General features: G+C 72.1%; 19 protein-coding genes. 12 read left to right on the forward strand and 7 right to left on the reverse strand.

The features are described from left to right. Positions 1–47: 47 nt before the first annotated feature. Complete coding sequence (locus ACWCPN_RS16860) at positions 48–926, reverse strand: maleylpyruvate isomerase N-terminal domain-containing protein (protein ID WP_451206488.1); 879 nt, start codon at positions 924–926, stop codon at positions 48–50. 308 nt (positions 927–1,234) lie between these two features. Between ACWCPN_RS16860 and ACWCPN_RS16865 the strand changes: the two genes are divergently transcribed. The 3 genes from ACWCPN_RS16865 to ACWCPN_RS16875 all read left to right on the forward strand — a co-directional run bounded on the left by ACWCPN_RS16865 (position 1,235) and on the right by ACWCPN_RS16875 (position 4,278). Beyond that, positions 1,235–2,185 (forward strand): diacylglycerol/lipid kinase family protein, encoded by a 951-nt coding sequence (locus ACWCPN_RS16865; protein ID WP_451206490.1) that lies wholly within the window; start codon positions 1,235–1,237, stop codon positions 2,183–2,185. 61 nt (positions 2,186–2,246) lie between these two features. Then, positions 2,247–2,615, forward strand: coding sequence for a nuclear transport factor 2 family protein (locus ACWCPN_RS16870; RefSeq protein WP_199212408.1), 369 nt, complete (start codon positions 2,247–2,249; stop codon positions 2,613–2,615). 94 nt (positions 2,616–2,709) lie between these two features. Next, positions 2,710–4,278: an MmgE/PrpD family protein gene (locus ACWCPN_RS16875; protein WP_451206493.1), complete on the forward strand. Its 1,569-nt coding sequence runs from the start codon at positions 2,710–2,712 to the stop codon at positions 4,276–4,278. A gap of 36 nt (positions 4,279–4,314) precedes the next feature. On the opposite strand, the gene ACWCPN_RS16880 is transcribed toward ACWCPN_RS16875, so the two are convergent. Both ACWCPN_RS16880 and ACWCPN_RS16885 read right to left on the reverse strand, forming a co-directional pair. After that, entirely contained in the window at positions 4,315–5,595 is a 1,281-nt protein-coding gene (locus ACWCPN_RS16880; protein ID WP_451206496.1) for an NB-ARC domain-containing protein, read from the reverse strand. Further along, positions 5,592–6,389: a GntR family transcriptional regulator gene (locus ACWCPN_RS16885; protein WP_451206499.1), complete on the reverse strand. Its 798-nt coding sequence runs from the start codon at positions 6,387–6,389 to the stop codon at positions 5,592–5,594. Before ACWCPN_RS16885 ends, ACWCPN_RS16880 begins: the two co-directional genes overlap by 4 nt. A gap of 317 nt (positions 6,390–6,706) precedes the next feature. On the opposite strand from ACWCPN_RS16885, the gene ACWCPN_RS16890 reads away from it, so the two are divergent. The 9 genes from ACWCPN_RS16890 to ACWCPN_RS16930 all read left to right on the forward strand — a co-directional run bounded on the left by ACWCPN_RS16890 (position 6,707) and on the right by ACWCPN_RS16930 (position 16,823). Next, complete coding sequence (locus ACWCPN_RS16890) at positions 6,707–7,987, forward strand: extracellular solute-binding protein (protein ID WP_365127750.1); 1,281 nt, start codon at positions 6,707–6,709, stop codon at positions 7,985–7,987. Positions 7,988–8,094: 107 nt separating this feature from the next. Continuing rightward, the gene (locus tag ACWCPN_RS16895) at positions 8,095–9,093 is read left to right on the forward strand and encodes a carbohydrate ABC transporter permease (protein ID WP_451206503.1); all 999 of its coding nucleotides are present in this window, start codon (positions 8,095–8,097) and stop codon (positions 9,091–9,093) included. After that, positions 9,090–9,920: a carbohydrate ABC transporter permease gene (locus ACWCPN_RS16900; protein ID WP_199212418.1), complete on the forward strand. Its 831-nt coding sequence runs from the start codon at positions 9,090–9,092 to the stop codon at positions 9,918–9,920. The genes ACWCPN_RS16895 and ACWCPN_RS16900 overlap by 4 nt, the downstream gene beginning before the upstream one ends. A gap of 8 nt (positions 9,921–9,928) precedes the next feature. Continuing rightward, positions 9,929–11,416, forward strand: a complete 1,488-nt coding sequence (locus tag ACWCPN_RS16905) for a glycoside hydrolase family 3 protein (protein WP_451206507.1) — start codon at positions 9,929–9,931, stop codon at positions 11,414–11,416. 204 nt (positions 11,417–11,620) lie between these two features. Then, the gene (locus ACWCPN_RS16910) at positions 11,621–12,655 is read left to right on the forward strand and encodes a phytanoyl-CoA dioxygenase family protein (RefSeq protein ID WP_451206510.1); all 1,035 of its coding nucleotides are present in this window, start codon (positions 11,621–11,623) and stop codon (positions 12,653–12,655) included. Further along, positions 12,652–13,965 carry a DUF6271 family protein gene (locus ACWCPN_RS16915; protein WP_451206513.1) on the forward strand — a complete coding sequence of 438 codons (1,314 nt, stop codon included), beginning with the start codon at positions 12,652–12,654 and terminating at the stop codon, positions 13,963–13,965. Before ACWCPN_RS16910 ends, ACWCPN_RS16915 begins: the two co-directional genes overlap by 4 nt. After that, positions 13,962–15,143 (forward strand): type III PLP-dependent enzyme, encoded by a 1,182-nt coding sequence (locus ACWCPN_RS16920; protein ID WP_451206515.1) that lies wholly within the window; start codon positions 13,962–13,964, stop codon positions 15,141–15,143. The genes ACWCPN_RS16915 and ACWCPN_RS16920 overlap by 4 nt, the downstream gene beginning before the upstream one ends. Position 15,144: 1 nt before the next feature. Further along, positions 15,145–15,651, forward strand: coding sequence for a GNAT family N-acetyltransferase (locus ACWCPN_RS16925; RefSeq protein WP_392293360.1), 507 nt, complete (start codon positions 15,145–15,147; stop codon positions 15,649–15,651). Then, positions 15,651–16,823, forward strand: coding sequence for an MFS transporter (locus ACWCPN_RS16930; protein ID WP_451206518.1), 1,173 nt, complete (start codon positions 15,651–15,653; stop codon positions 16,821–16,823). The genes ACWCPN_RS16925 and ACWCPN_RS16930 overlap by 1 nt, the downstream gene beginning before the upstream one ends. Here ACWCPN_RS16930 and ACWCPN_RS16935 read toward each other — a convergent pair. The 4 genes from ACWCPN_RS16935 to ACWCPN_RS16950 all read right to left on the reverse strand — a co-directional run bounded on the left by ACWCPN_RS16935 (position 16,795) and on the right by ACWCPN_RS16950 (position 23,253). Next, complete coding sequence (locus tag ACWCPN_RS16935) at positions 16,795–17,517, reverse strand: hypothetical protein (RefSeq protein ID WP_451206521.1); 723 nt, start codon at positions 17,515–17,517, stop codon at positions 16,795–16,797. The genes ACWCPN_RS16930 and ACWCPN_RS16935 overlap by 29 nt on opposite strands. 92 nt (positions 17,518–17,609) lie before the next feature. Beyond that, positions 17,610–21,716, reverse strand: coding sequence for an SGNH/GDSL hydrolase family protein (locus tag ACWCPN_RS16940; protein ID WP_451206523.1), 4,107 nt, complete (start codon positions 21,714–21,716; stop codon positions 17,610–17,612). 143 nt (positions 21,717–21,859) lie between these two features. After that, the gene (locus tag ACWCPN_RS16945) at positions 21,860–22,387 is read right to left on the reverse strand and encodes a hypothetical protein (RefSeq protein ID WP_365127729.1); all 528 of its coding nucleotides are present in this window, start codon (positions 22,385–22,387) and stop codon (positions 21,860–21,862) included. A 578-nt stretch (positions 22,388–22,965) separates the two neighbouring features. Beyond that, entirely contained in the window at positions 22,966–23,253 is a 288-nt protein-coding gene (locus ACWCPN_RS16950) for a metal-sensitive transcriptional regulator (protein ID WP_451206526.1), read from the reverse strand. Positions 23,254–23,257 lie beyond the last annotated feature (4 nt).

Consider the following 23,257-nt stretch of genomic DNA (forward strand, 5'->3'; position numbering starts at 1 on the left):
AGGGCGAGCACGCCACCGCGTGCTCGCCCTCTGCGTCTGCCGGGCGGTCAGGAGACGGCGTGCTCCAGCCAGAAGCGCAGCAGCTCGCGGTCGCCCGACACCGTCACGCGCGGGCCCTCCGGCCGCAGCCGCCCCTTGACCACGAGCAGCAGGTCCGCGGGCGAGGCGACCACGGTGGCGTCGGCGGGGGTGCCGTCCGGGGCGTCCCGGTCGACCCGCACACCGTCCGGAGCGCAGGTGACCAGCCAGTTCGAGACCCGGCCCGCGGCGCCCCGGGACGACCGGAAGCTCAGCGTCTCGCCGCCGCGCGGCACCTCGGCGAACAGGGGGGAGTGGAACGGCCTGGCCTCGGGCACGCCGAAGGCGGCCACGCAGAAGTCCACGCAGTCCAGCGCGACATCCGTGGCCAGGTCGAACGGACGCCCGCGCAGCAGGTCGACGTCGGCGCGGTGCACGGTCGTCTCGTACATCGCCCAGCGCGGCCAGAACTCCTTGTTCTGCTTGCCGTGCGGCGCCCAGACGGGCACCTCGGGGCCGATCCCCTCGATCGCCTCGGCCAGCCGCCGGGCGCCCTCGGTGACGAACCGCGCCCGCAGCGAGGGATCCAGCAGCCGGCCGTCCTCCGCGGCCTCCCGTGACCCGAGCCCGGCCACCCGCTCGGTCCAGCTCGTGTCGTCGTCGGCGGCGTCCGCCGGGTCACCGCCCGGCAGGAGGAACTCGGTGCTCCGGGTGGCCAGGATGGTCGTCGCCCATGCGTGGCCCTGGCGTAAGTGCCGCACCAGGTCGCCCAGTGTCCATCCTGGACAGGAGGGAACCGGCTTCGTCAGCGGGAGGTCCCGGGCGGCGTCCGCGAAGCGGGCCGCCTCCCGGCGGAGTTCCGAGGTGCAGCGGTCCATGGGCAGCGGAACGTACGGCTGTGCGGTCATGAGGCCTCACTCCGGTCGGTGGAATGTGCACGGATCGGTGCCCCGGCGGTCCTCGGACCGCCGGGGCACCCAGCCCATTCGAACCGGCCACACTGACACGTTACTGATCATTCCGGGCGACCCGCTTTGCGGCGTCAGGCGCGTGTCAGAGGCGGGTCAGCGGCCCTTGGCAGAGTCGTCCCTGTCGCACGCTCCTCCTCGCTCGGGCCGGGGCCGCATCCGTGGCCCGCGTCCGCCCGCGGCGGGGACACCCCCCATCGTTGCCGTGCCGGTGCGCCGGTGCGTCCGACGTGAGGAGAACGCTCGTCATGGCAGACACCGCAGCCCCGGGGCCGACCCGGGCCCTGATCGTGGCAAACCCGGCCTCCGGCAGTCACAGCCCCGAACTGGTCCGCCAGGTCGCGGAGCTGTGCGAGTCCTGCCTGGACCGCGCCGAGGTCCACCTGACCAGCGCGCCGGGTGACGCGACCGGCGCGGTGCGCCGGGCGCTGGAGCGCAAGGACGGCGCACCCGACCTGGTCGTCGCCATCGGCGGCGACGGCACGGTCCGCGAGGTCGTCCAGGGACTCGTCCCCGCGACCGGCCGGGCGACCCTGGCCGTCGTGCCCGGCGGCACCGGGAACTCCGGCTACAAGATGCTGTGGGGCGACCGCCCCTGGACCGAGTCGCTGAAGGCGGTCCTGACCGACTCCGGCATCGGCGGCAGCGCCCGCCTGCGCCGGCTCGACCTGGCCCGCCTGGCCGAGACCCGCAACTACGTCTACCTGGGCGCCTGCTCGGGCGTGATCGCCGACGCGCTGATCACCGCCCGGGAGCTGCCGCTGACCGGGCGCGAGCGCTACGCCCGCGCCTTCGCCGACACGGCCGCCGGCTACGCGCCCTACCCGGGCCGCGTCACCGTCGACGGCCGGGTGGTGCACGAGGGCCCCACGGTCCTCGCCAACGTCGGCGGCGGCCCCTACCGCGGCGGCCGGTTCAAGGTCCTGCCCGACTCGCTGCTCGACGACGGACTGCTCGACGTCTGTGTCATCGGCGGCGAGGTGCCCGCGGCCGACGTGCCCGGACTGACGCTGGAGGCGGCGCACATGGACCACCCGGCGACCGTGTACGCGCGCGGCCGCCGGATCACCGTCGAACGCACCGACGGCCGCCGGCTGCCGCTGGAGCACGACGGCGAGTACCAGCAGGGCATCGGCGACTCGGCCACCTTCGAGGTGCTCCCCGGAGCCCTCCCGGTCTGGGCGCCGACCACCCCCTGAAGCCAGTACCAAGCCACCTGCCGGAATCACAAGTAGGCAAGAAACAGAGGAGAACGCCCGCATGAGCGACCTGACCACCACCGTCTCCCGCTACCTCGACATCTGGAACGAGGCGGACGCCGACAAGCGCGCCGCGGCCATCGCCGAGCTGTTCACCGCCGACGCTCCGTACATCGACCCGCTCGCCGCGGTCGAGGGTCACGAGGGCTTCGGGGCCGTGGTGGCCGGTGCCCGCGACCAGTTCAAGGGCCTCACCTTCGAGCTGCACGGCACCGTCGACGCCCACCACAACCAGGCCCGCTTCCAGTGGGGCCTGGTGACCGAGCCGGGCGCCGAGCCGATCGCCATCGGCTTCGACGTCCTCGTCACCAACGACCAGGGCAGGATCCAGGGTGTCTACGGCTTCCTGGACAAGGTCCCGGCCGCCTGATCACGCACCCAGCGCGGGAGCACCGGGACCGCCGGTGCTCCCGCGTTCGTGCGCACACCGCCGACGCACGTACGGCAAGGAAGGTAGCCGCCTCATGACCGCTGTCCTCGGGGAGAGCGTGGCCCAGGCCCTGTGCGCCGACTGGGCCGAGCAGGCAGACACCCTGCCCCGGGCCGCCTCCGGCCGGGCACCGGCCGACACCCCCTTGCGGGAACTGTCGCACTGGGCCGCGTCCTTGCGCCCGCAGCACATCCCGTGCCGGGTGCTGAAGCTCGCCGCGAGCCAGGTGCTGTCGCAGATCGCCTCCATCCGGGCGGGTCTCCAGCACCCCCTCGGCAGAAAACTGGTGGCCGCCTTCGGGCACCCCATGCAGCGCGACCCCCGGCAGGCCGCCGGCGTGTTCGCCGCGCTCGGCTCCTGGCTCAACCTCGACGACACCGCCTACGCCGGGCACCTGTCGAACTCCACGGTCGCGGTGCCCCTCGCCTTCGCCTACGCCCGCGGGCTCGACGGTCTCTCGCTGCTCACCGCGGTGGTCGCGGCCAACGAGTGCGCGGCCCGCATCACCGCCTCCGCGACCCTCGGCCCGCTGCGCGGCCAGAGCGCCGTCCACACCCATCTCGCCGGCGCGGTGGCGGGGCGGCTGCACAGCGACCGGGCCTCCGCGAGCCTCTTCGAGAACGCCTTCGGACTGGCCTTCGCCATGCCGAACTGGCCGCTGATGCGCGCCTTCCTGGCCAGTGACGCCCGTCTGTTCAACACCTTCACCCCGGTGCGCACCGCGATGGACGCCTGCGACGCGGCGTACGCGGGGCTGCGCGGGGCGCCGGACATCATGGAGCACAGCGACGGCTTCCTGGCCCGGTTCGCCACCGTGCCGCTACCGCAGGCGCTGGCCAAGGGGCTGGGCCGCCGCTGGCACACCGACACCCTCTCCTTCAAGATGCACCCCGGCGGCCCCGGCATCGACGCGGCGGTGGACTGCGCCGCCGAGATCCACCGGGAACTCGGCGCGCTCAGGCCCCGGGACGTGGCCGAGGTGGTCGTCGAGGCCTCGCTGTACACGCTGTTCGCGGGGGAGCGGGCCGCCCGCTACGTCACCGGTCCCGGCTCCCCGCTGGGCGCGCTGGTGCTGGACGTGCCCTACCCGGTGGCCACCACCCTGCTCACCGGCGAGTTCTCGGTGGACGACTTCTCCCCGCCCGCCGTGGACGACCCCGACCGCTGGGCGCTCGCCAAGCGGATCCGGCTGGAGCACGACACCCAGATGACCCGTGAACTGTTCCTGTCCGACGCGCCGTTCGGCGAGGCGGTGCGGGAGGCGGGGGAGTCGGCGGTGCCCTGGCTGCGCGGTTTCGGCGGGGACGAACTGGTCGACCTGATCGGGGCGTCGCAGGCCGACGACCGGGACTTCTCCCGGTCCACCAAGGCCACCGGCGCCCGGGTCACCGTCCGGCTGACGGACGGCCGTACGGTCTCCCGCACCCGGCTGATCCCGGTCGGCGCCGCCGGTCCGGAGACCCGCGCGGACCACGCCGGACTGGTGCGGGAGAAGTTCCTGTCGGTCGGCGGCTCGCACGAGGTCGCCGACACGGTCGGCGGCCTGCACCGGATGCGCCCGCGGGCGGTACGCCGCTGGATAGAGACGGCGTTCCTGGACTAGGGGGAGACGCCCCCTAGGCGCGGCGCGGCCGGCGTCTCACGGACCGTGCGCCACGTACAGGCGTACCGCCTCGTGCAGCCGGTAGCGGACCCGGCCGGCCCGGTCCGGCTCGCCGGCCCGGATCATCTGCCGGTGCAGGAGTTCCTCCAGCAGGTCCACGGCGTCGCGCCGGGACGGGGTCACCCGCTCCAGCATCTCCTCGACGCCGAAGTCGTCGCTCACGTCGCGCAGTTGGTGCAGGGAGGCTTTCAGCGGGGGCGGCAGGGGCCGGTGGTAGGCCGCCACGCTCGCCCGCAGGGACAGGTCACCGACGGACAGCGTGGCCAGCCGGTCCCGCTCGTCCGCCAGCCGGTCGGCCAGCTCGCGCGCCGGCCGGCGGGGGCGGGCCGAGAGCCACAGCCCGGCCAGGTGCAGGGCGAGCGGCAGCCCCCCGCAGTGCCGCACGACGTCCAGCGCGGCCGGCCGGTCGGCCCGGATCCGGGCCGCACCCGCCAGGTCCTCCAGCACCCGGCAGGCCTCCGGCCCGCGCAGCGTGCCGATCCGGTGACCCGGCCGCCCCGGCAGGGCGGGCAGTTCGCGGCGCGCGGCGACCAGCACGGCGCTGCGACCGCCGTCCACGAGCAGCGGACGCACCTGTGCCTCGGTGACCACGTTGTCGAGCACCACCAGCACCCGCCGCCGGCTGAGCGCGTCCCGCAGCCGGGCCCGTGCCTCCTCGGGACCGCGGGCACCGGCACCGCGGCCCAGGGACCGCAGGACGCGGTGGACCAACTGGTCGGAGGTAAAAGGGATGCACGAGGTGGGATGCAGGTCGACGTAGACCTGGCCGTCGGGGAACCGCTCGCGCGCCGCGTGCGCGGTGCGCAGCACCAGGGCGGTCTTCCCGGAACCCGGCGGCCCGACGACCACGGCAGGTCCGTCCCGGCCGGGGAGGCGGGCGGCCAGCGCGTCGGCGAGCGCCTCCCGTCCGGCGAGGCGGTGCCGGGGCGCCGGGGGCAGTTCGGCCGGCACGGCGGTCCCGGGCGGAGCGACGGCACCGGCCGGCCCGTCGCCGCCCCCGGGCAGCCGTAACAGCCGCCGCGCCTCGGCGGGGGCCAGTCCGAGCGCCTCGGACAGCAGTACCAGCGACTGCCTGCGCGGCCGGGCGGTGTGCCCGGTCTCCAGATTCCGTATGGCCCGCACGCTCAGGCCGGACCGCACCGCCAGTTCGTCCTGGGTGAGACAGGCCGCCTCCCGTGCCCGCACCAGGGCCACGGCGAGGCTCGGCCCGTGCCCCGCGGGGTGCGGCCCGGCCCCGGAGGGGCACGGGAACGTCACCCGTTCTCCCGGACGGACACCACGGACGGCCCGGTCGGCGGCCGGCGCAGCGCGGCGACGAACTTGTAGCGCGAGCCCCGGTACACCGAGCGCACCCATTCCACCGGAGTGCCCCCGGCGTCCCGTGAGTGCCGGGACAGCAGCAGCATCGGCAGTCCCACGTCGGTGGCGAGGAGATGGGCCTCGCGGGGTGTCGACAGGGAGGTCTCGATGGTCTCGTCGGCCTCCGCCAGATGCACGCCGTACACCTCGGCGAGGGCCGTGTAGAGCGAGGGGTAGGTGGTCAGTGAGCGCCGCAGCCCGGGGAAGCGCCGTACGGACAGGTGGGTCGTCTCGATCGCCATCGGGTCGCCGCTGGCCAGCCGCAGCCGTTCGATGCGCAGCACGCGCTCGCCGGCGTCGATGCCGAGGAGCGCGGACAGCCGGGCGTCCGCGGGCACCTCGCCGATGTCCAGCACCTGCGAGGCCGGCTCCAGACCCTGGGCGTGCATGTCCTCGGTGTGCGAGGTGAGCTGCAGGGTCCGGTACAGCTTGGGCTGGGCGACGAAGGTGCCCTTGCCCTGGATGCGGTCGAGCCGGCCCTCTCCGACCAGTTCCTGCAGCGCCTGCCGGACGGTGGTGCGCGAGGTGCCGAGCCGGACGGCGAGCAGGCGCTCCGCGGGCATCGCCGAGCCGGGCTCGAGCGCCTGCGTCATCTCCAGCACCTGCTGCTTGATCCGGTAGTACTTCGGCACGCGCGCGGTGCGGCCGGGCGCCCCCCTGGGGTGCTGGGCGCTGCTGACGTCGGTGGCCATGCCTGCCTTCCCGGCTGTGGGTGTGGGGGCTCCCGTTATAGCGACCAACTGCCCTATGGTCTAGTCCAACTGGCGCGAGAGGTCTAGTCCAGCGGATGCACCGGGCCGGAAGGGGACGGGTGCGCTCCGGTGACTTTCTCGTAACGGCCGGAACGCCTTTCCGAACCGCCCTTGACACTCAAAAAGGTCTAGGCCAAGCTCCACCGTACTGGTCTACACCATTAGTGACCAGGTCCCGAGCCCTACGTGCAACAGCGTCGTACGCAGGTCACCGCCGAGGGCGTGGGGGGATTAGTGGCATCCCTGAGGAGGGTGGCGTGAAGCGCAAGCTTGCTGCCGCGATCGTGATCGCGGGCATGATGGTCTCCGTCTCGGCGTGTGGCGGCGACGACGACAAGGACACGGGCAAGAACGCGGGACCGGACAGCTTCAAGGGCCAGACCCTGACGGTCTGGACGATGGACGGCTCGGCGCCGCCGCAGTGGTCGAAGGACGTGCAGGCCGCCTTCGAGAAGAAGACCGGCGCCAAGCTGAAGTTCGAGATCCAGAAGTGGGACGGGATCCAGCAGAAGATCACCACCGCCCTCTCCGAGTCCAACCCGCCGGACGTCATCGAGGTCGGCAACACCCAGACCCCGGCCTACGCCGCCACCGGCGGTCTCGCCGAACTGAGCGACCTGAAGCAGGAGATCGGCTCGGACTGGACCCCGTCGGTCTCGCAGTCCTCCGTCTTCGACGGCAAGCAGTACGCCGCTCCGTGGTACTTCGCCAACCGCGTCGTCATCTACAACAAGAAGATCTGGGCCAAGGCCGGCATCAAGGACACCCCGAAGACCCGGGACGAGTTCTTCAAGGACCTGGACACCATCGGCAAGAAGACCGACGCCGAGCCGCTCTACCTGCCCGGCCAGAACTGGTACTTCTTCGACGGCCTGACCATCGGCCAGGGCGCCGACCTGGTGAAGAAGCAGGGCGACAAGTACGTCTCCAACCTCGGCGACCCCAAGGTCTCCGCGGCCATGGAGCTCTACAAGAAGTACGCCGCCTACTCCAAGGCCCCCAAGGACAAGGACGAGGCCACCCCGCAGCAGGCCACGATCTTCGCCAAGGGCAAGACCGGCGCCTTCATCGGCATGGGCTGGGAGGCCGGCACGGCGGTCCAGGCCAACAAGGCCATCGAGAAGGACCTCGGCTACTTCACCATCCCGGGCGAGAGCGCCGACAAGCCCGAGGGCGTCTTCCTCGGCGGCTCCAACCTCGCCGTCGCGCAGGGCAGCAAGAAGCAGGCCCTGGCCGAGGAGTTCCTGAAGATCGCCCTGTCCGACCAGTACGAGGGCCAGCTCGCCAAGCTCAACGGCGTCATCCCGAACAAGGAGTCGCTGGAGAGCAACCTCAAGGGCAACGGCGCCGCCGAGGCCGCCGCTCCCGGTGCCGCGGCCGGCGGCACCACCCCGCTGATCCCCGAGTGGGCCGCGGTGGAGAACACCCCCAACCCGATCAAGTCCTACATGACCGCGGTGCTGAACGGTAAGTCCCCGGCGGACGCCGCCAAGCAGGTCGAGGGCGAGATCAACAAGCGCCTGGCCCAGCAGAACTGACGACCCGCGCCGGGGGCGTCGGCGGACGCCCCCGGCTCAGTCGTCCGTACCGCCCGTAACGCCCGTACAGCCCACAGCCCGTACGGTCACGGAAGAGATGGCAACTCATGTCAGTGCAGACCGAAGGCACGGACACGGCCGGGGAGCCCGCTGTCCACAAGGCCCGGGTGCCGGCGCCGCCGACGGGTGAGGACGGCGGCTCAGGCCCGTCCGCCCGCCGCGGTGCCGCGGCTCCCTATCTGCTCCTGCTGCCGGCGCTGCTGGCCACACTGGTCCTGCTCGGCTGGCCGCTGGTGAAGAACGGCATGCTGTCGTTCCAGAACCTCAACCCGCGGCAGCTCATCCAGCACCTCACCGAGTGGAACGGCGGCGACAACTACCAGGAGGTCCTGTCCGGTTCGGACTTCTGGCACGTCGTCGAACGGTCGGTGGTCTTCACGGCGGTCAACGTCGTGCTGATCATGCTGTTCGGCACCCTGGCCGGGCTGCTGCTGGCCCGGCTCGGCAAGAGGATGCGGCTGCTGCTCCTGCTGGGCCTGGTGCTCGCCTGGGCCATGCCCGTCATCGCGGCCACCACCGTCTACCAGTGGCTGTTCGCCCAGCGCTTCGGTGTCGTCAACTGGGTGCTGGACAAGCTCGGCTGGCACTCCATGGCCGACTACAACTGGTTCGGCTCCCAGTTCTCCACCTTCTCCGTGATCACGCTGCTGATCGTCTGGCAGTCGATCCCGTTCGTGGCGATCAACCTGTACGCGGCCACCACCACGATCCCCAGGGAGCTGTACGAGGCCGCGTCCCTGGACGGCGCCGGCGCGTGGAAGAGCTTCACCTCGGTGACCTTCCCGTTCCTCCGGCCGTTCCTCTACGCCACCACGTTCCTCGAGGTCATCTGGGTGTTCAAGGCCTTCCCGCAGATCTTCGCGATCAACGAGGGCGGCCCCGACCACCTCACCGAGACCCTGCCGATCTACGCCTTCGTCGAGGGCGTCGGCAACCAGCACTTCGGAGTCGGCGCGGCGATCTCCTTCCTGACCATCCTGGTGCTGCTCGTCATCACCTCGTACTACCTGCGCATGGTGCTCAAGCAAGAGGAGGACGAGCTGTGAAGCGCTCGGTCTTCGGCCGCATCTGGCCCAACGCGACCGCCGTCGTCCTCTTCGCCGGCTTCGTGTTCCCCGTCTACTGGATGTTCGCCACGGCCTTCAAGCCGACCGGCGACATCATCTCCGAGAACCCGGTGTGGTTCCCGACGGACATCACCGCGGGCCACTTCTCCAAGGCCGTGCGGGCCGACCACTTCTGGACCCTGGTCCTCAACTCCGTCACCGTGACGGTCAGCGCGGTGCTGCTGTCGCTCGTGATCGCCCTGTTCGCCGCCTTCGCGCTCGCCCGGATGCGGTTCAGGGGCCGGCGCGGCTTCATCGTGACCTTCATGCTGGCGCAGATGGCGCCCTGGGAGGTCATGGTCATCGCCATCTACATGCTGGTCCGCGACAACGACATGCTCGACAGCCTGGTCCCGCTCACCGTCTTCTACGCGATCATGGTGCTGCCGCTGACCATCCTGACGCTGCGCGGCTACGTCGCCGCGGTGCCGAAGGAGCTGGAGGAGTCCGCGATGGTCGACGGCTGCACCCGCACCCAGGCATTCGTCCGGGTGATCTTCCCGCTGCTCGCCCCCGGCCTGATGGCCACCTCGCTGTTCGGCTTCATCACCGCATGGAACGAGTTCCCGCTGGTCCTGATCCTCAACAAGGACATCGAGAAGCAGACCCTGCCGCTGTGGCTGTCCCAGTTCCAGACCGCCTTCGGTGACGACTGGGGGGCCACGATGGCAGCCTCGTCCCTGTTCGCGCTGCCCATCCTGATCCTGTTCATCTTCCTGCAACGCAAGGCTGTCAGCGGTCTCACCGACGGCGCCGTGAAGGGATGACGCCCCCGATGACAACACTCACCACTGGGCCCGACACCCTCACCCGGGACGCGCTCGCGGTGCTGCAGCCGGGGTTCGACGGCACCACCGCCCCGGACTGGGTGCGCCGCAGGCTCGGCGAGGGCCTCGCCTCCGTCGCCCTGTTCGGCCGCAACGTCGTCACCGAGAAGCAGGTCACCGCGCTGACCGCGCAGCTGCGCGCGGAGCGGGACGACCTGCTGGTGGCCATCGACGAGGAGAGCGGGGACGTCACCCGCCTGGACGTGCGCACCGGCTCGTCCTTCCCCGGCAACCACGCGCTCGGCGCCGTCGACGACCCCGGCCTCACCCGGGGCGTGGCGCGCGAGCTGGGCCGGCGCCTGGCCGCCTGCGGCGTCAACTTCGACTGGGCGCCGTCCGCCGACGTCAACGCCGACCCCGACAACCCCGTCATCGGCGTGCGTGCCTTCGGCGCGGACACGGCACTGGTGGCCCGGCACACCGCCGCCTGGGTCGACGGCCTGCAGTCCACCGGCGTCGCCGCCTGCACCAAGCACTTCCCCGGGCACGGCGACACCAACGTCGACTCCCACCACGCGGTGCCGCGCATCGACGTGGACGCCGAGACGCTGTACGCGCGTGAACTGCCCCCGTTCCGGGCGGCGATCGCGGCCGACAGCCGGGCCGTGATGAGCGCGCACATCCTCGTCCCGGCCCTCGACCCGGACCGCCCCGGCACCCTCTCCCGCCGCGTCCTCACCGACCTGCTGCGCGGCGAACTCGGCTACCAGGGCCTGATCGTCACGGACGGCATGGAGATGCGCGCCATCTCCGGGACGTACGGCCTGGAGCACGGTGTGGTGCTCGCCATCGCGGCGGGCGCGGACGCGATCTGCGTCGGCGGCGGCCTGTGCGACGAGGCCACCGTGCTGAACCTGCGCGACGCGCTGGTGGCCGCCGTGCGCTCCGGCGAACTGCCGGAGGAGCGGCTGGCCGACGCCGCCTCGCGGGTGCGGGAACTGGCGAGCTGGACGGCCGCGGCCCGCGAGGGCGCCGGGACCGTCGGGCCGGAACCGGAGATCGGCCTGGTCGCGGCCCGCCGCGCGCTGACCGTGACCCGCGGCGCCGCCGCCGCGCCGGTCACGCAGCCGGTGTTCGTGGCCCGGTTCGACCCGGCGCCGAACATCGCCGTCGGCGACGAGACGCCGTGGGGTGTGGCCGCCGAGCTGACGCGGCTGCTCCCGGGCAGCGCGGCCGGTTCGTTCACCGGGCCCGAGGCGGGCCGCGAGGCGCTCGCGGCGGCGGCCGGCCGGCGGGTCGTCGCCGTGGTCCGCGACGAGCACCGGCACGGCTGGATGGGCTCCGCCCTGGACGCCCTGCTCGCCGCCCGCCCGGACACCGTCGTGGTCGAGATGGGCGTCCCGCAGGCCCCGCCGCGCGGCGCCGCGCACATCGCCACCCACGGCGCCGCCCGCGTCTGCGGTGTGGCGGCGGCGGAGGCCGTCGTCGCGGGCTGAGCAGCCGCGCCCGAGCCGTCACCGAGGCCGGGACCAGGCCCCCACCGGGGTCCGGTCCCGGCCTTTTCCGTGCCGGACGGGCGGCATTCCAGCGGCAGTTGGGCGGCACTTTGCCGGGGGTACCGACCGGTAGTCGTTGACACCCTCAATTGGTCTAGTCCAGCTTGGGAGGGCGCTTCTGTTCGATCACCACGGAGTGACGGCATGCACCAGCCCACCACCCCCTACCTCCACCGAGCGGCCTCCGGCCGCCCCTACTTCAGCGCGGACGGCGAGACCTACCTCGCCCCGACCCCGCTGCGCGACCTCGAGAAGTCCCAGCCCCTGAGGGTGCTGTCCGAGGACGACTTCGCCTTCTGGCAGACCTACGGCTACGTCGTCGTCCGGGAGGCCATCACCCCCGGCGAGGCCAAGGGCCTGCTCGACCTCGCCCTCGACTTCCAGGGCCTCGACCCCGACCGCCCCGAAACCTGGTACGAGGAACCGGAGTTCCGCTCCGAACTCGACCGGCACCTGTTCATCTACGGCTTCGTCGAGGCCTACCACCACCAGCTCATCTGGGACAGCCGGCAGACCCGCCGCGTCCACGACGCCTTCGTGGACGTCTGGGACTGCGAGGAGCTGTGGGTCACCCTCGACCGGCTCAACCTCAACCCGCCCAACACCGGCACCCGTTCCCGCTCCCTGATCGAAGCGACCGACGAGGGCTTCGACATCGAGCTGCACTGGGACGTCGACACCACCCTCGCCGTACTGCCGCAGCGGGTCCAGGGCATCATCGCGCTCACCGACACCCGCCCGGAACTCGGCGGCTTCCAGTGCTCACCCGAGCTGTTCCGCCGCTTCGAGGAGTGGCGCGTCGCCCAGCCCGCCGGCCGCGACCCGGTCCGCCCGGCCGTCGACCGCGCCGAGTTCCCCGTCGTCCGCCCCGACCTCCAGGCCGGCGACCTGCTCATCTTCAACGGGCTGCTGGCGCACGGAGTGGCACCCAACAACTCCGACCAGGGCCTGCGGGCCGTCCAGTACCTGTCGATGATGCCCGCCCTGGAGGAGCACACGGAGCTGCGCCGGTCCCGCGTCGAGTCCTGGCGCACGCGTCGCACCCCCGACTGGAACGCGACCCTGCTCGGCGACGCCCGCAGGCCGGAGGCCCTGCGCTACGGGCCCGCCGAACTCGACGCGCTCGGGCGCAAGGTGCTCGGCCTGGACTCCTGGTCCGGCACGGAAGGGGCACAGTGAACCGCGTCTGCCTCTGCCTGCCCACCAACCGGGCCTGCCCCGCCACCGTCCGCGCCGTCCACGAGGAAGCGGCCTACGCGGCACGGAACTTCGGCGCCGACGTCCAACTGCTGATCCTCGACTCCTGCGACGACCGCACCCGCGCCGAGCACGCCCGCGTGGTCGCGCAGCTCCCGCCGACGGCCGGGGTCACCGTGCACCACCTGGGGGAGGAGGCGCAGGCCGACTTCCTGCGCCGCGCGATCCGGCGCGCCGGCCTGCCCGGGCCCGGCCGCCTGCTCGGCCTCCTGCTCCCCGCCGGAGTCTCCTACGGCTCCTGCACCGACCGCGCCTTCCTGCTGGCCGCCGCCCTCGGCTGCCGGTCGGTGCACCGCAGGGACTCCGACAGCACCTACCAGGTCAGGGACGGGGCGAAGGTCTTCCCCGTCCACCACGAACTGCCCGCTCTGGGTCTGCGGGCCGCCGACGCCTCGGCCCACGTCACCGTCACCGACCTCGACCCGGCCCACACCGGCCGCCCGGTGTCCCTGGCCGGAGCCTCCTTCATCGGTGAACTCTCCGTCGACGTGGGCGGGATACGGCTCCTCGACGAGGGGGTCTACCACGACGTCGTCGGCCTGTGGGCGCCCGCCGGCTGCGACCCGGAGGACAGGCGCCGGCTGGTGGAGGAGTCCTTCACCGGAGCGGGCACCACCCCCTTCACCCGCGACCACTCCACGCTGACCCTCGTGGACCCGATGCGGGTGGACATGTGCAACATCGCCCTCCACCACGACGTGTACGAGCGGATCCCGCTGCCCCCGGCCACCGACACCATCGGCAGCGACTACTTCCTCACCCACCTCGTCCACGACGCCACGCTCCCCGGCGTCCTGCACAACCGGCACATCGAGAACTTCCACACCCCCGAACGCCGCACGGACGCCGGCTTCACCGCCTACCAGACCCGCTTCGTGAAGTTCCTGCTCTCGATGCTGTACTTCCACCACGTCTACGACCGCATGGCCGCGGCGGGCGCCGCGCTCCTCGACGAACGGCAGCGCGTACGCGCCGAACCGGTCGTGGGGTTCCTGCGCGAGAGCACCGCCCTGGACCGGGCCGAGAACGTGTGGCGCCTGGACCGGATCGACACCGCCTACCGCAAACTCGGCGGCCGTTACGAGCAGTTCGCCGAAGGGCTCTCCCACCGGCGCGCGGAACTGCTGGACCGGGCCCGCCGGGACATCGACGACTTCGCCCTGCTCACCGAGGCCTGGCCCGCGCTGGTGGACGCGGCCCGCGACACCGCACCCGGAAGCGGGGCACCGTGAAACCCGGCCCGCGGCTGACCGCCGCACTGGCCGACGCCCCGGCGGACCGCATCGTCTACGACCTCGTCGGCATCGAGGGCCAGCTCGACCGGCTGCGCGCCGAACTGCCGGGCGTCCAGGTCCGCTTCGCCCTGAAGGCCTGCCCCGTCGACGAGGTGCTCCGGTGCCTGGCGGACCGGGGCGCCGGCTTCGACGCCGCGAGCCCCGCCGAGATCCGGCAGGCCCTGCGCACCTCGGTCCCCGCCGGCCGCGTGCACTACGGCAACACCGTGAAGTCCGACGCGGACATCGCCGAGGCCCACCGGCTCGGCGTCCGCGCCTTCGCCACCGACAGCCTCCAGGACGTCCTGGCGATCGCCGAACACGCCCCCGGCGCCCGGGTGTTCTGCCGCCTCGCCACCAGCGGCGACGGCGCCCTGTGGGGGCTGAACCGCAAGTTCGGCTGCTCCGCGGAGGACGCCGTGCGCATCCTCACCACCGCCCGCGCGTCCGGACTCACCCCGGCCGGCCTCTCCGTGCACGTCGGCTCGCAGCAGATGACCGGCGAGGCCTGGCAGCGGGCCGTGGACCTGCTCGCCGAGGTGCTCGTGACGCTGGACGGGCTCGGCATCGCACCGGACCACGTCAACCTCGGCGGCGGCCTGCCCGCGCTCGGCTACCTCGACCGGCACGGCGACCCCCTCGACCCGCCCCTGGACAAGATCCTCACCGTGATCCGCGAGGGCATGGAGCGCCTGAGCGGTCTCACCGCCGGCCCCCTGGGCCTCGTCATGGAACCCGGGCGGCACCTCGTCGCCGACCACGGAGCCATCCGCGCGCACGTCTACCGCCTGACCGGGCGGACCCTGCCGGACGGCGGCCACGCCCGCTGGCTCTACCTCAGCGTGGGCCGGTTCAACGGCCTGTACGAGATGGACCAGGTGAGCCACCGGCTGCTGTTCCCCACCCACCCGGACGGGGAGCGCGTACCCGCCGTCGTGGCGGGCCCCACCTGCGACAGCGACGACGCGTACGGCGGCGGCCGGCACCCGGCCCGCGTCCCGCGCGCGGCCGCCTCCGGCGACCCGGTCTGGATCCTCTCCGCCGGCGCCTACGCCACCAGTTACACCACCCGGGGCTTCAACGGCATCCGCCCGCTGCCGTGCGTCTGCACGCGCGGTCCGGAAGGACAACACTGACATGACAGACCTGATACGCGGCATCACCGAGGCCGACTGGCCCCAGGTCGCGGCCCTGGAGGCCGGGGCGTACGCGGACACCCCGCTCACCGAGGGCGAGGCGGGACTGCGTTCCCGCGCCTCGGCGGGCACCTGCTTCGTGCTGGACCTCGACGGCCGCCTCGCGGGGTACGTACTGGCCCTGCCCTACCCGATGTTCCGCTACCCGGACCTGACCCGGCCGGAGCGCGTCGCCCACCGGTCGCCCAACCTCCATCTGCACGACCTCGTGATCGGCGCGCCCCTGCGGCGCAGGGGACTGGGCAGCCGCCTGGTGCGCCACCTGACCCACGCGGCGGGCGCGCGCGGCTACCGCACGATGTCGCTGATCGCGGTCGCCGGCAAGGAGCCCTTCTGGCGGGCCAACGGCTACCGGCCGCACCCCGGGGCCCGGCTGCCCGCCGGCTACGGCGGCGACGCGGTGTACATGTCCGCGCGGGTGACCTCCGGACACCGGAGGGCCGGCTGATGCGGGACGCCGGCTTCCGCCGCGCCAAGTGGTCCATCGCCGCGCTGTTCTGCTTCCTCGGCCTGCAGTACGCCACCTGGGCCGCCCGGCTTCCCGCGCTCAAGGCACGGCTGGACCTGGGCGCCGGCGAGGTGGGTCTGCTGCTGATGGCCTGCGGCGCGGGCGCGGCGGCCTCCTTCCCGCTGGTCGCCCACCTGATGCGCAAGGTCGGCTCCCGGCGCCTGTCCCTCGCCTCCGCCCTCTGCCTCACCGCGCTGCTGGCGGCCCTGTCGGTGGTGCCGGACTACCCGCTGGCCCTGCTGGTCGTCTGCGCCGACGGTGTCGCCGTGGGCTGCCTGAACGTCGCGATGAACGCCCAGGGCGCGGCACTGGAGGCGGCCCACGGCCGCACCGCCATGTCCCAGCTGCACGCCACGTTCAGCGCCGGCCTGCTCGCCGCCGCGCTCCTCGCCTCCGGCGTCACCGCCCTCACCCCGTCCGTCCCGGCCCACTTCGCGGTGGCGGCGGCGCTCCTGCTCCTACTGCTCGCCACCGCGCGCCGGGGGCTGCTGCCGCACCCGGACCCCGGCCCCGGGACCCCCGACAGGAAGCGGTCACGCCTGGCCAGGCCCGCCGGTAAGACCCTGCTCATGGGCTGCGCCATGGCCTTCGGCACCATCACCGAGGGCGCGATGAACGACTGGTCCACGCTCTACCTGAAGGACGTCGTCAGGGCCTCTTCCACCGTGGCACCGCTGGGTATCGCCGTCGTCTCGGCCATGATGCTGCTGGCCCGGGTACGCGCGGACCGCTGGCGCGACCGCTGGGGAGACGCCCGCGTGGTGCGCACCGGCAGCGCCGTGGCCGGTCTCGGCCTGGCCCTCGCCCTGGCGGCCGGCGGCGTGCTGCCCACCCTGCTGGGCTTCGCCTGCGTGGGCCTGGGCGCGGCCGCGGTGACCCCCTGCGTGTACGTGGCCGCCGCCGAACGCGGCCCGGACGCGTTGTCCCTGGTCGCCGCGATGGGAACGACGGGCCTGCTGGCCGGCCCGGCGCTGATCGGCTTCGTGGCGGGCGCGGCCGGCCTGACTCTGGGCATGGCGACGATCGCGGCATCTGCCCTGACCGTCACCCTGGCGGCGGCCTGGATCCCGTGGCGGGAGCGGGTCATCCAGCCCGCGTCCGGCCGCTCTTGAACACCGTGTAGTAGTCGCCGGACATCAACTCGAGCCGGAACACCATGCCGTACCGCTCGCGGACACCGGCGACCGTCGCGGACCGCGGCTCCCGCACGAACCGCCGCACCGGTGGGTCGTTCTTCGCGGCGTACGGCTCGCGGACCCGGCGCCCGGGGTCGTGGTCGCGCACCGGGTCCCAGGTCAGCGTGTCCCCCCAGGCGAACACCTCGCTGGGGTCCGCCTCCTTGGGGCCGTTGGGATTCGGGCCGCCGTGCCGGTAGTAGGCGAGCAGCTTGCCGCCGGCCTCGTCGTGCGTGAACGGTATGTCCGAACCGCTCTCGCCGGCGGTGAGGATCCCGTCGACGACATCGGCCATGTGCCGGGGGTCGGCACCGAAGTACGCGGTGACGGTCATCCCGCACTTGATTCTGTACGTGTCGCTGCCGTCCTGGAAGAACGGCTGCTCGCGCTTCCCCGTCCGGCAGTCGTCCCACACCGTGACCATGCCCAGGCGGAGCGGGGTGCGGTCGGCGTACTCCCGCACCACGTTCCGCAGCCGCTTCTCCACTTTCTGCCGGGCCGCGACCGCCTGGCTGCCGCCGGCCAGTTTCCGGGCCTCCTCCGGGCTCACGGCCCGATTGTCGTGAGCGCAGCCGGTGGCCGTGCCCGCGCACAGCAGCAGCGCGAGCAGCAGAGCGGTCTTCCCTCTCATCGCCGGTGTCCCTTCGTGATCGGATCCGGGGCAGCCCCCGTGAGGGCTGCCCCGGAGTGGTCACCCGTGATCGGAGCGATCACGGGTGATCGTCACAGGCCCATGCCCTTCATGGTGCGCTCGAGGGAGTTCGCGTAGAGACGCGCGCCCCCGATCTTCGGGTGGAACGACTGGGCGGACAGGCCGTAGTCCCTGAGCCAGGGCCAGTCGTTGCTCGGGTTGTCGGACTTCACGAGCGTCTTGACGATGCCGTGGACCTGCTCCGGGTCACCGCACACGCCCGTGCCCGCGAAGTCGTTCGCCGGGTTGGAGAACCGGACCTCGATCCCCTTCGTCTTCGCGTCGTCGGCCGCGCCCTGCATCGCCGCCGCCAGTGTGGCGGCGGTGGCGTTGAGCCAGTCCGCGGACTCCGAGGACAGACCGAGCGTGCCGATCTTCAGGCAGGAGCCCTTGTCGGAGAGCAGCGGCGGGTAGCCCATGAGGACGATCTTCGCGTTCTGCGCCCTCGCGTGGATCTGCTCCAGCGTCTTCAGGATGTCCGGGCGGACGACCTGGTTGATGACACCCGGCACGGCCGTCTCCAGGGTCTGCCCGACGAATCCCCCGTCGCGCCCGTGGACGTCGCCGTCCATGTCCCCTTCCTCGAACTTCTTGTCCTTGCAGTTGCCGCCGCCGAAGGACATCAGGCACTTCTGGAAGATGTCGGAGAAGCGGGAGTCGTTGCCGCCGATGGAGATGGTGACAAGGGTGGTGTTCTGGTCCAGGTAGCCCTTGTCGATCTGCGGCAGCTCACGGCTGTTGGTCTGCACGACACCGTTCCGATACCCGCCGTCGCTCTGCTTCTCCCTGGTCAGCACGTTGTAGGTGCGGGCACCGGAGCACGCGATCAGGTGGTAGTCCATGCTCGCGTCCAGCGAGTCGTCCAGCTCGCCGATGGACTTCGACGCCCCGGGCAGTTTCGCCTGGCGCGACCACGCCTGGGTGGAGCGGTGGCAGGCGTCACGGGCGTTGTCGTCCAGCTTGCTGCGGTAGTTGGTCTCCGCGTAGTAGTCCCGGTCGCCCTCGGAGGCACCCTCGCCGGAGGAGTACGAGTCACCCATCGCGACGACCGAGTTCTTCGGCTTGCCAGCCAGCGGCTGGAACGCGACCGCGCCCCAGGCGATGTCCTCGTCGGCCGTGCCGTCCTGGGTGGAGCTCGACAGCGTCACCGCCGGCCGACCCGTGAAGTGGAAGGCGCCCAGGCTCACCCAGCGCCCGGCGCGCTGCTGCACGGACCGCTCCGGGCTCTTGCTGTCGCTGTTCAGGACGTGGTAGCCCGCGAGCCGCGTCTGCGCGCCGGTGTCCGGCAGGTGCACCAGCACGCGGGCCCAGGTCATGTTCTGCCCGAGGGTCCAGGTGCCGTTGATGGTCATCCGGCCGGTGTCGCCGCCGAGATGGCCGGCGTCGCGCGTGTGGGCGTACCAGAAGTGACCGCCGTAGCCGCCGCCGACCTGGTGGAGGTCCTCCTTGCCCTCGTAGTGCCCGTCCTTGTCGGCGTTGAAGTGGAAGCCGAAGGAACCCGCGGACTTGACCGGCCCGCAGTCGGACCACGTGGGTGTCCCGTCCGCCACCGAGGCCACGACCTTCGCCCCCGACGGTGCGCCGGTGCACACCGGGGTGCCGTCCTTGAGCCGGTGGCCCTGTCCGGGTTCCGAGATCAGCGTCTGGTACTTGATGTTCTCGTGTCCGCAGCTCATGGAGCAGTCGGACTTCCAGGTGACGTTGGGCTGGTTCCACCAGTACTGCTTGTAGCAGTCCTCGTTGGAGCAGTTCGGCGGGACGTTCGCGTCACAGCCGTTCTTGGTGTTGCAGAAGGCGTCCAGCGGCGGGGAGACCATGCTGCGGTAGGCCTTCATGGTCCACCACGCGGGCTGGAAGCCGGCCGAGGAGAACCCGGAGTCGCCCGGCCAGTCCTGGTGGCCGTCGGTGCCGTAGGAGAAACCGGTGTCGATGGACCAGGCGGCCCAGCCCATCACCTTCTCCTCGTACGGCCAGTCCTGCGGATGCGCGGCGTCCTTGTTCGCCTCGGGGCCGTCCACGTCGGTGTCCATGAACGGGTGCCCCCAGCTCTTCTTGTAGAGCGGGTTGGCCGGGTTGTTGTACCAGCCCAGACCCCAATGGCCGGCGTTCGTGCCCGCGGCCGCGGGCGGGTTGAAGCCGAGGTTGTAGTTCCACACGGCGGTGAACCAGTTCTCCACCATGGCCGGGTCGTCGTTGTTGACGGTGACCGTCTGGCCGCTCTTGTGGACCTCGTTCCACTTGTCGGCGAGGATCGACATCGAGGCCGCGATGTTCGTGGCGTAGTCGGTCGCGACGAGCTTCTGCAGCGCCGGGGACAGGGCGGTCTCCTTGTGCCCGTTGTCGTCGGTCTTCTCGTGACCGGCCAGGCGCATGCCGTCGGTGACCTGTCCGACGCCGTAACCGCAGTCGGACTTGTCCCAGTGGATCTGCCAGTAGGCGTCCGGGTCGTCCTTGACCGCCTTGCGGCCGTAGTAACCGTCCATCGCGGCCAGCGGGTTGCCCATCTGGCCGGGTATCGAGCCGTTCTCGGCCTGCCACAGGTTGGACTCCTGCGCCATGATGCCGAGCAGCACGTTCGCCGGGATGCGCCCCTTGCCGTCACCGCCCGCCAGCTTCGGCACCGGGAACAGGCCCTGCGGGTCGATGTTGCCGAGGCCGGCCTGGCTGCGGTAGCCGCCCTGCCGCAGGTACTGGGCCCGCAGTTGGCCGCGGACGGCCATGTCGACCGCCCACTCGACCTGGTTGGGGGTCGGCTGCAGCGCCTGCGCGTTGACGTCGTTGCGGGAGACGGCGCAGATGCGGTCGGTGTCGCGCGGGTCGAACTGCGCGTTCGGGTCCGCGACGCCGGACAGTGAGGACCGCTTGGCCCCGCCACGGGTGCCGGGGTGCGCGGGCGAGGGGTTCTTGCCGCCCGGCGCGGTCGTGTCAGCGACCGTCTGCTCCACCTTCCGGCCGGTGGCGGTCGCCGTGCTGGTGACCGTCACCGGCTGGTCCGCCGCCACGGTCTCCGGGGTCGGCGCGGGATCGCCCTGGGGGCGGGGCTCCGCCTTGGAGAATCCCTTGCCCGCGTTCCTGACGTGCGCGAGGCCCGCGCGGACACCGGGGGTGAGCACCGGTTCCACGGCGAGACGTCCCAGGGTGGAGATGTCCGTGTCGGCGGGGGCGTCGATCCGGGTGATCCCGGTGCCCTGCGTCCTGGGGGCCGCCGCGGGGTCGCCGGTGAGGAACACCCGGCCCTCCGCACCCGGCATCAGGTCGAGGTCGCCGAGCTTCCCGGTGGCGACCAGGGCCGGCTTGCCGTGCCCGGACCACACCTTCGCCCGTGCCCTCTTCGTGTCCTCGCGCTCGACGAAGCCGATCCGGCCGTTCCTCGCCGGCCGGATGTCGAAGGGGACGCTGTTCCCGGTGGCGAGGCTCTTCACCTTGCCGGAGCGGTCGATGTGCACCAGGTCGCGGCCGCGCGCGGCCACCGCGCCGTCCGCGACCGGGACGGCACTGGTGACCTCGCCCCGGAGCGCCGCCTCGTCGAGTGTCCTGCCCGCCGCGTCGACGGTCACCACACGGGTCCGTGTCTTCGCGGGGTCGTTCATGTCCCGGAACGCGGTGAAGGCGGCCGTGTGCGTCCGGGTGTTGCAGGCCGGGTCGAAGTAGGCCAGGGACACCGTGAACGGCAGCTTCGTCACGTGCCCGTCGGAGGTGTTGACGATGGCGGCGAAGGCGCCGCCCTGCATGAGGTCGGGCTTGTTCGTGAAGTGGCGCGGAGCGTAGACGGCGGCGACGTGGTCGCGGTCCAGTACGCACTGGTTGCCGATCCAGGAGTCCGCCGTCATGCCCGGTTCGGACAGGGCGGCGGCGGTCCTCCACTCGTAGGCCCTGCTGCTGTCGGCCACCAGGATCTTCAGCCCGCCGGTGTCGGCGGCCGCGGTCACGGCCCGGTCTTCGCTGCTCCTCCACCCCTTGCCGAGCAGGCTGTCGGGATGCGCGACCCGGGCGGGCAGCGTCGGTCCGGACCGGTCCGGTGCGGCGCCGGGCCGCGGTGCCGCGAGGGCGGCGGGAGCGGTCTGTATGAGGGTGCCGGTCAGCGCGGCGCAGGCCACCACGGCGGCCAGCGGCGCGAGTCGGTGTCTTCTTGCTCTCAAGAGAGATTCCCCGTATTTCCCCGTTTTGATGTGGAGTTGTGATGCGCCGCGGCGGCGAGGGCCGCACCGGCGGGAGGCGGACTGGTCAGGTCCGCCCACCCGCACGGCGTGGAGCGCCCTCGGCCCGGTGCGCGGTGCGTGCGTCAGCCGTGGACGAGCGGAGAGCCCGTCAGCTCCTTGGTGAACGCGCCGTGTCCGTCGCCCTCGATGTCGTAGACGATCGTGGCGTCGGTCGACCAGAACACCTCGCCGTCGTAGACGGGGGACGGAGCGACGCAGTTGTTGGCGGGCTCGTCCTGGAACCAGCTGTAGTTGTCGTTCACGAGCTGGGTCAGGTCACAGGTCTTGCTGGTGACGACGTGGTCCTCGCTGGTCTTGGTGAGACGCTCCTCCACCCGGCTCGTGATCTTGAAGCTGGTGAACCGCTTGGAGTTGTCGATGACCTGGTCGTCGAGGATCTGCCAGTACGTCATCGACCGCGTGGCGAGACCGCCGTTCTTCAGCGCCAGGCTGTTGTCGACGTAGTACTCCGACTGCGGCTTGCTGCCGGGGAAGGTGATGTCGAACGTGGTGGTGGTCGAGGTCGTCGCGGCGGCGGCCGGGCCGGCCAGAAGCGCGCCGAGGGCGACGGCGGTTGAGACGAGTCCGACGGCGGTCAGCGTTCTGCGCATGAGTGGTCCTCACTGATGGGTCCGGAGTACGACCTCGTGCGGGGTGCCGCCGCTTCCGCCGCGCTGGACCGGCACGCGCGTGCGCGAACCCGGCCGTGCCCGCCCACTCCCGAATCGCCCGTCACCGCGGGCGGGCAGGGGTGGGCGCGCTCGTCTGGCGAGTCGCGGATTCGAAGGTCCCCGTGGATGGTCGGCGCCCGGCCGGACTGGTCGGGTCCGATGCCTGCGATGGGCGCCCGTCACTGTAGACACACGGGAAACACCGGCAGAAGGGCCGATTCCGATCGTGGCGCAAAGTCGCTCCGCGAAGCGGAGTCTGTACCAATGGGGCCCGCTGACCAGCGATTTGGACGCTGAGACCGCTCAACCAGTGCGGAAGCGGAAGGAGATGTGACTCATTCGTGAAGATCAGTAATGGCCGAAAATGGGTTACCGGCGCGTAGGGGCAGCCCCGGCTGCCTCCCGTCGAGCGGGCCGGGCGGGGCCTGGGGAGCCGGGGCGGGCGTGGCCGACAGCGCGGCCGGCGCGGTCGCCGGCGGGCTGCCCGGGGCCGGACGGAAGGCCCCGCCCGGGGTCGCTCAGGCCAGCGACAGGAAGAGCTTCTCCAGCCGGGTCCGCATCTGCTCCGGGTCCTCGCCGTCCTTGCGGCCGGCCTCCATGTCGGTGATGCACTTCTGCAGACCGGTGGCGATGATCGCGAAACCCGCCCGGTCGAGCGCGCGGGACGCGGCGGCGAGCTGGGTGACGACCTCCTCGCAGTCCCGGCCCTCCTCGATCATCCGGATCACGCCCGCGATCTGGCCCTGCGCGCGGCGCAGACGGTTCAGGACGGACTTGAGTTCCGCACCCGCGAGATCCAGTTCCACGATC

This window comes from Streptomyces sp. NPDC002386 (assembly GCF_053593175.1).

Excerpts from the sequence above, each read along its gene's own strand:
- ACWCPN_RS16860 (WP_451206488.1), bottom strand. The coding sequence starts at position 926 with ATGACCGCACAGCCGTACGTTCCGCTGCCCATGGACCGCTGCACCTCG.
- ACWCPN_RS16865 (WP_451206490.1), top strand. The coding sequence starts at position 1,235 with ATGGCAGACACCGCAGCCCCGGGGCCGACCCGGGCCCTGATCGTGGCA.
- ACWCPN_RS16870 (WP_199212408.1), top strand. The coding sequence starts at position 2,247 with ATGAGCGACCTGACCACCACCGTCTCCCGCTACCTCGACATCTGGAAC.
- ACWCPN_RS16875 (WP_451206493.1), top strand. The coding sequence starts at position 2,710 with ATGACCGCTGTCCTCGGGGAGAGCGTGGCCCAGGCCCTGTGCGCCGAC.
- ACWCPN_RS16885 (WP_451206499.1), bottom strand. The coding sequence starts at position 6,389 with ATGGCCACCGACGTCAGCAGCGCCCAGCACCCCAGGGGGGCGCCCGGC.
- ACWCPN_RS16895 (WP_451206503.1), top strand. The coding sequence starts at position 8,095 with ATGTCAGTGCAGACCGAAGGCACGGACACGGCCGGGGAGCCCGCTGTC.
- ACWCPN_RS16905 (WP_451206507.1), top strand. The coding sequence starts at position 9,929 with ATGACAACACTCACCACTGGGCCCGACACCCTCACCCGGGACGCGCTC.
- ACWCPN_RS16910 (WP_451206510.1), top strand. The coding sequence starts at position 11,621 with ATGCACCAGCCCACCACCCCCTACCTCCACCGAGCGGCCTCCGGCCGC.
- ACWCPN_RS16925 (WP_392293360.1), top strand. The coding sequence starts at position 15,145 with ATGACAGACCTGATACGCGGCATCACCGAGGCCGACTGGCCCCAGGTC.
- ACWCPN_RS16930 (WP_451206518.1), top strand. The coding sequence starts at position 15,651 with ATGCGGGACGCCGGCTTCCGCCGCGCCAAGTGGTCCATCGCCGCGCTG.
- ACWCPN_RS16935 (WP_451206521.1), bottom strand. The coding sequence starts at position 17,517 with ATGAGAGGGAAGACCGCTCTGCTGCTCGCGCTGCTGCTGTGCGCGGGC.
- ACWCPN_RS16945 (WP_365127729.1), bottom strand. The coding sequence starts at position 22,387 with ATGCGCAGAACGCTGACCGCCGTCGGACTCGTCTCAACCGCCGTCGCC.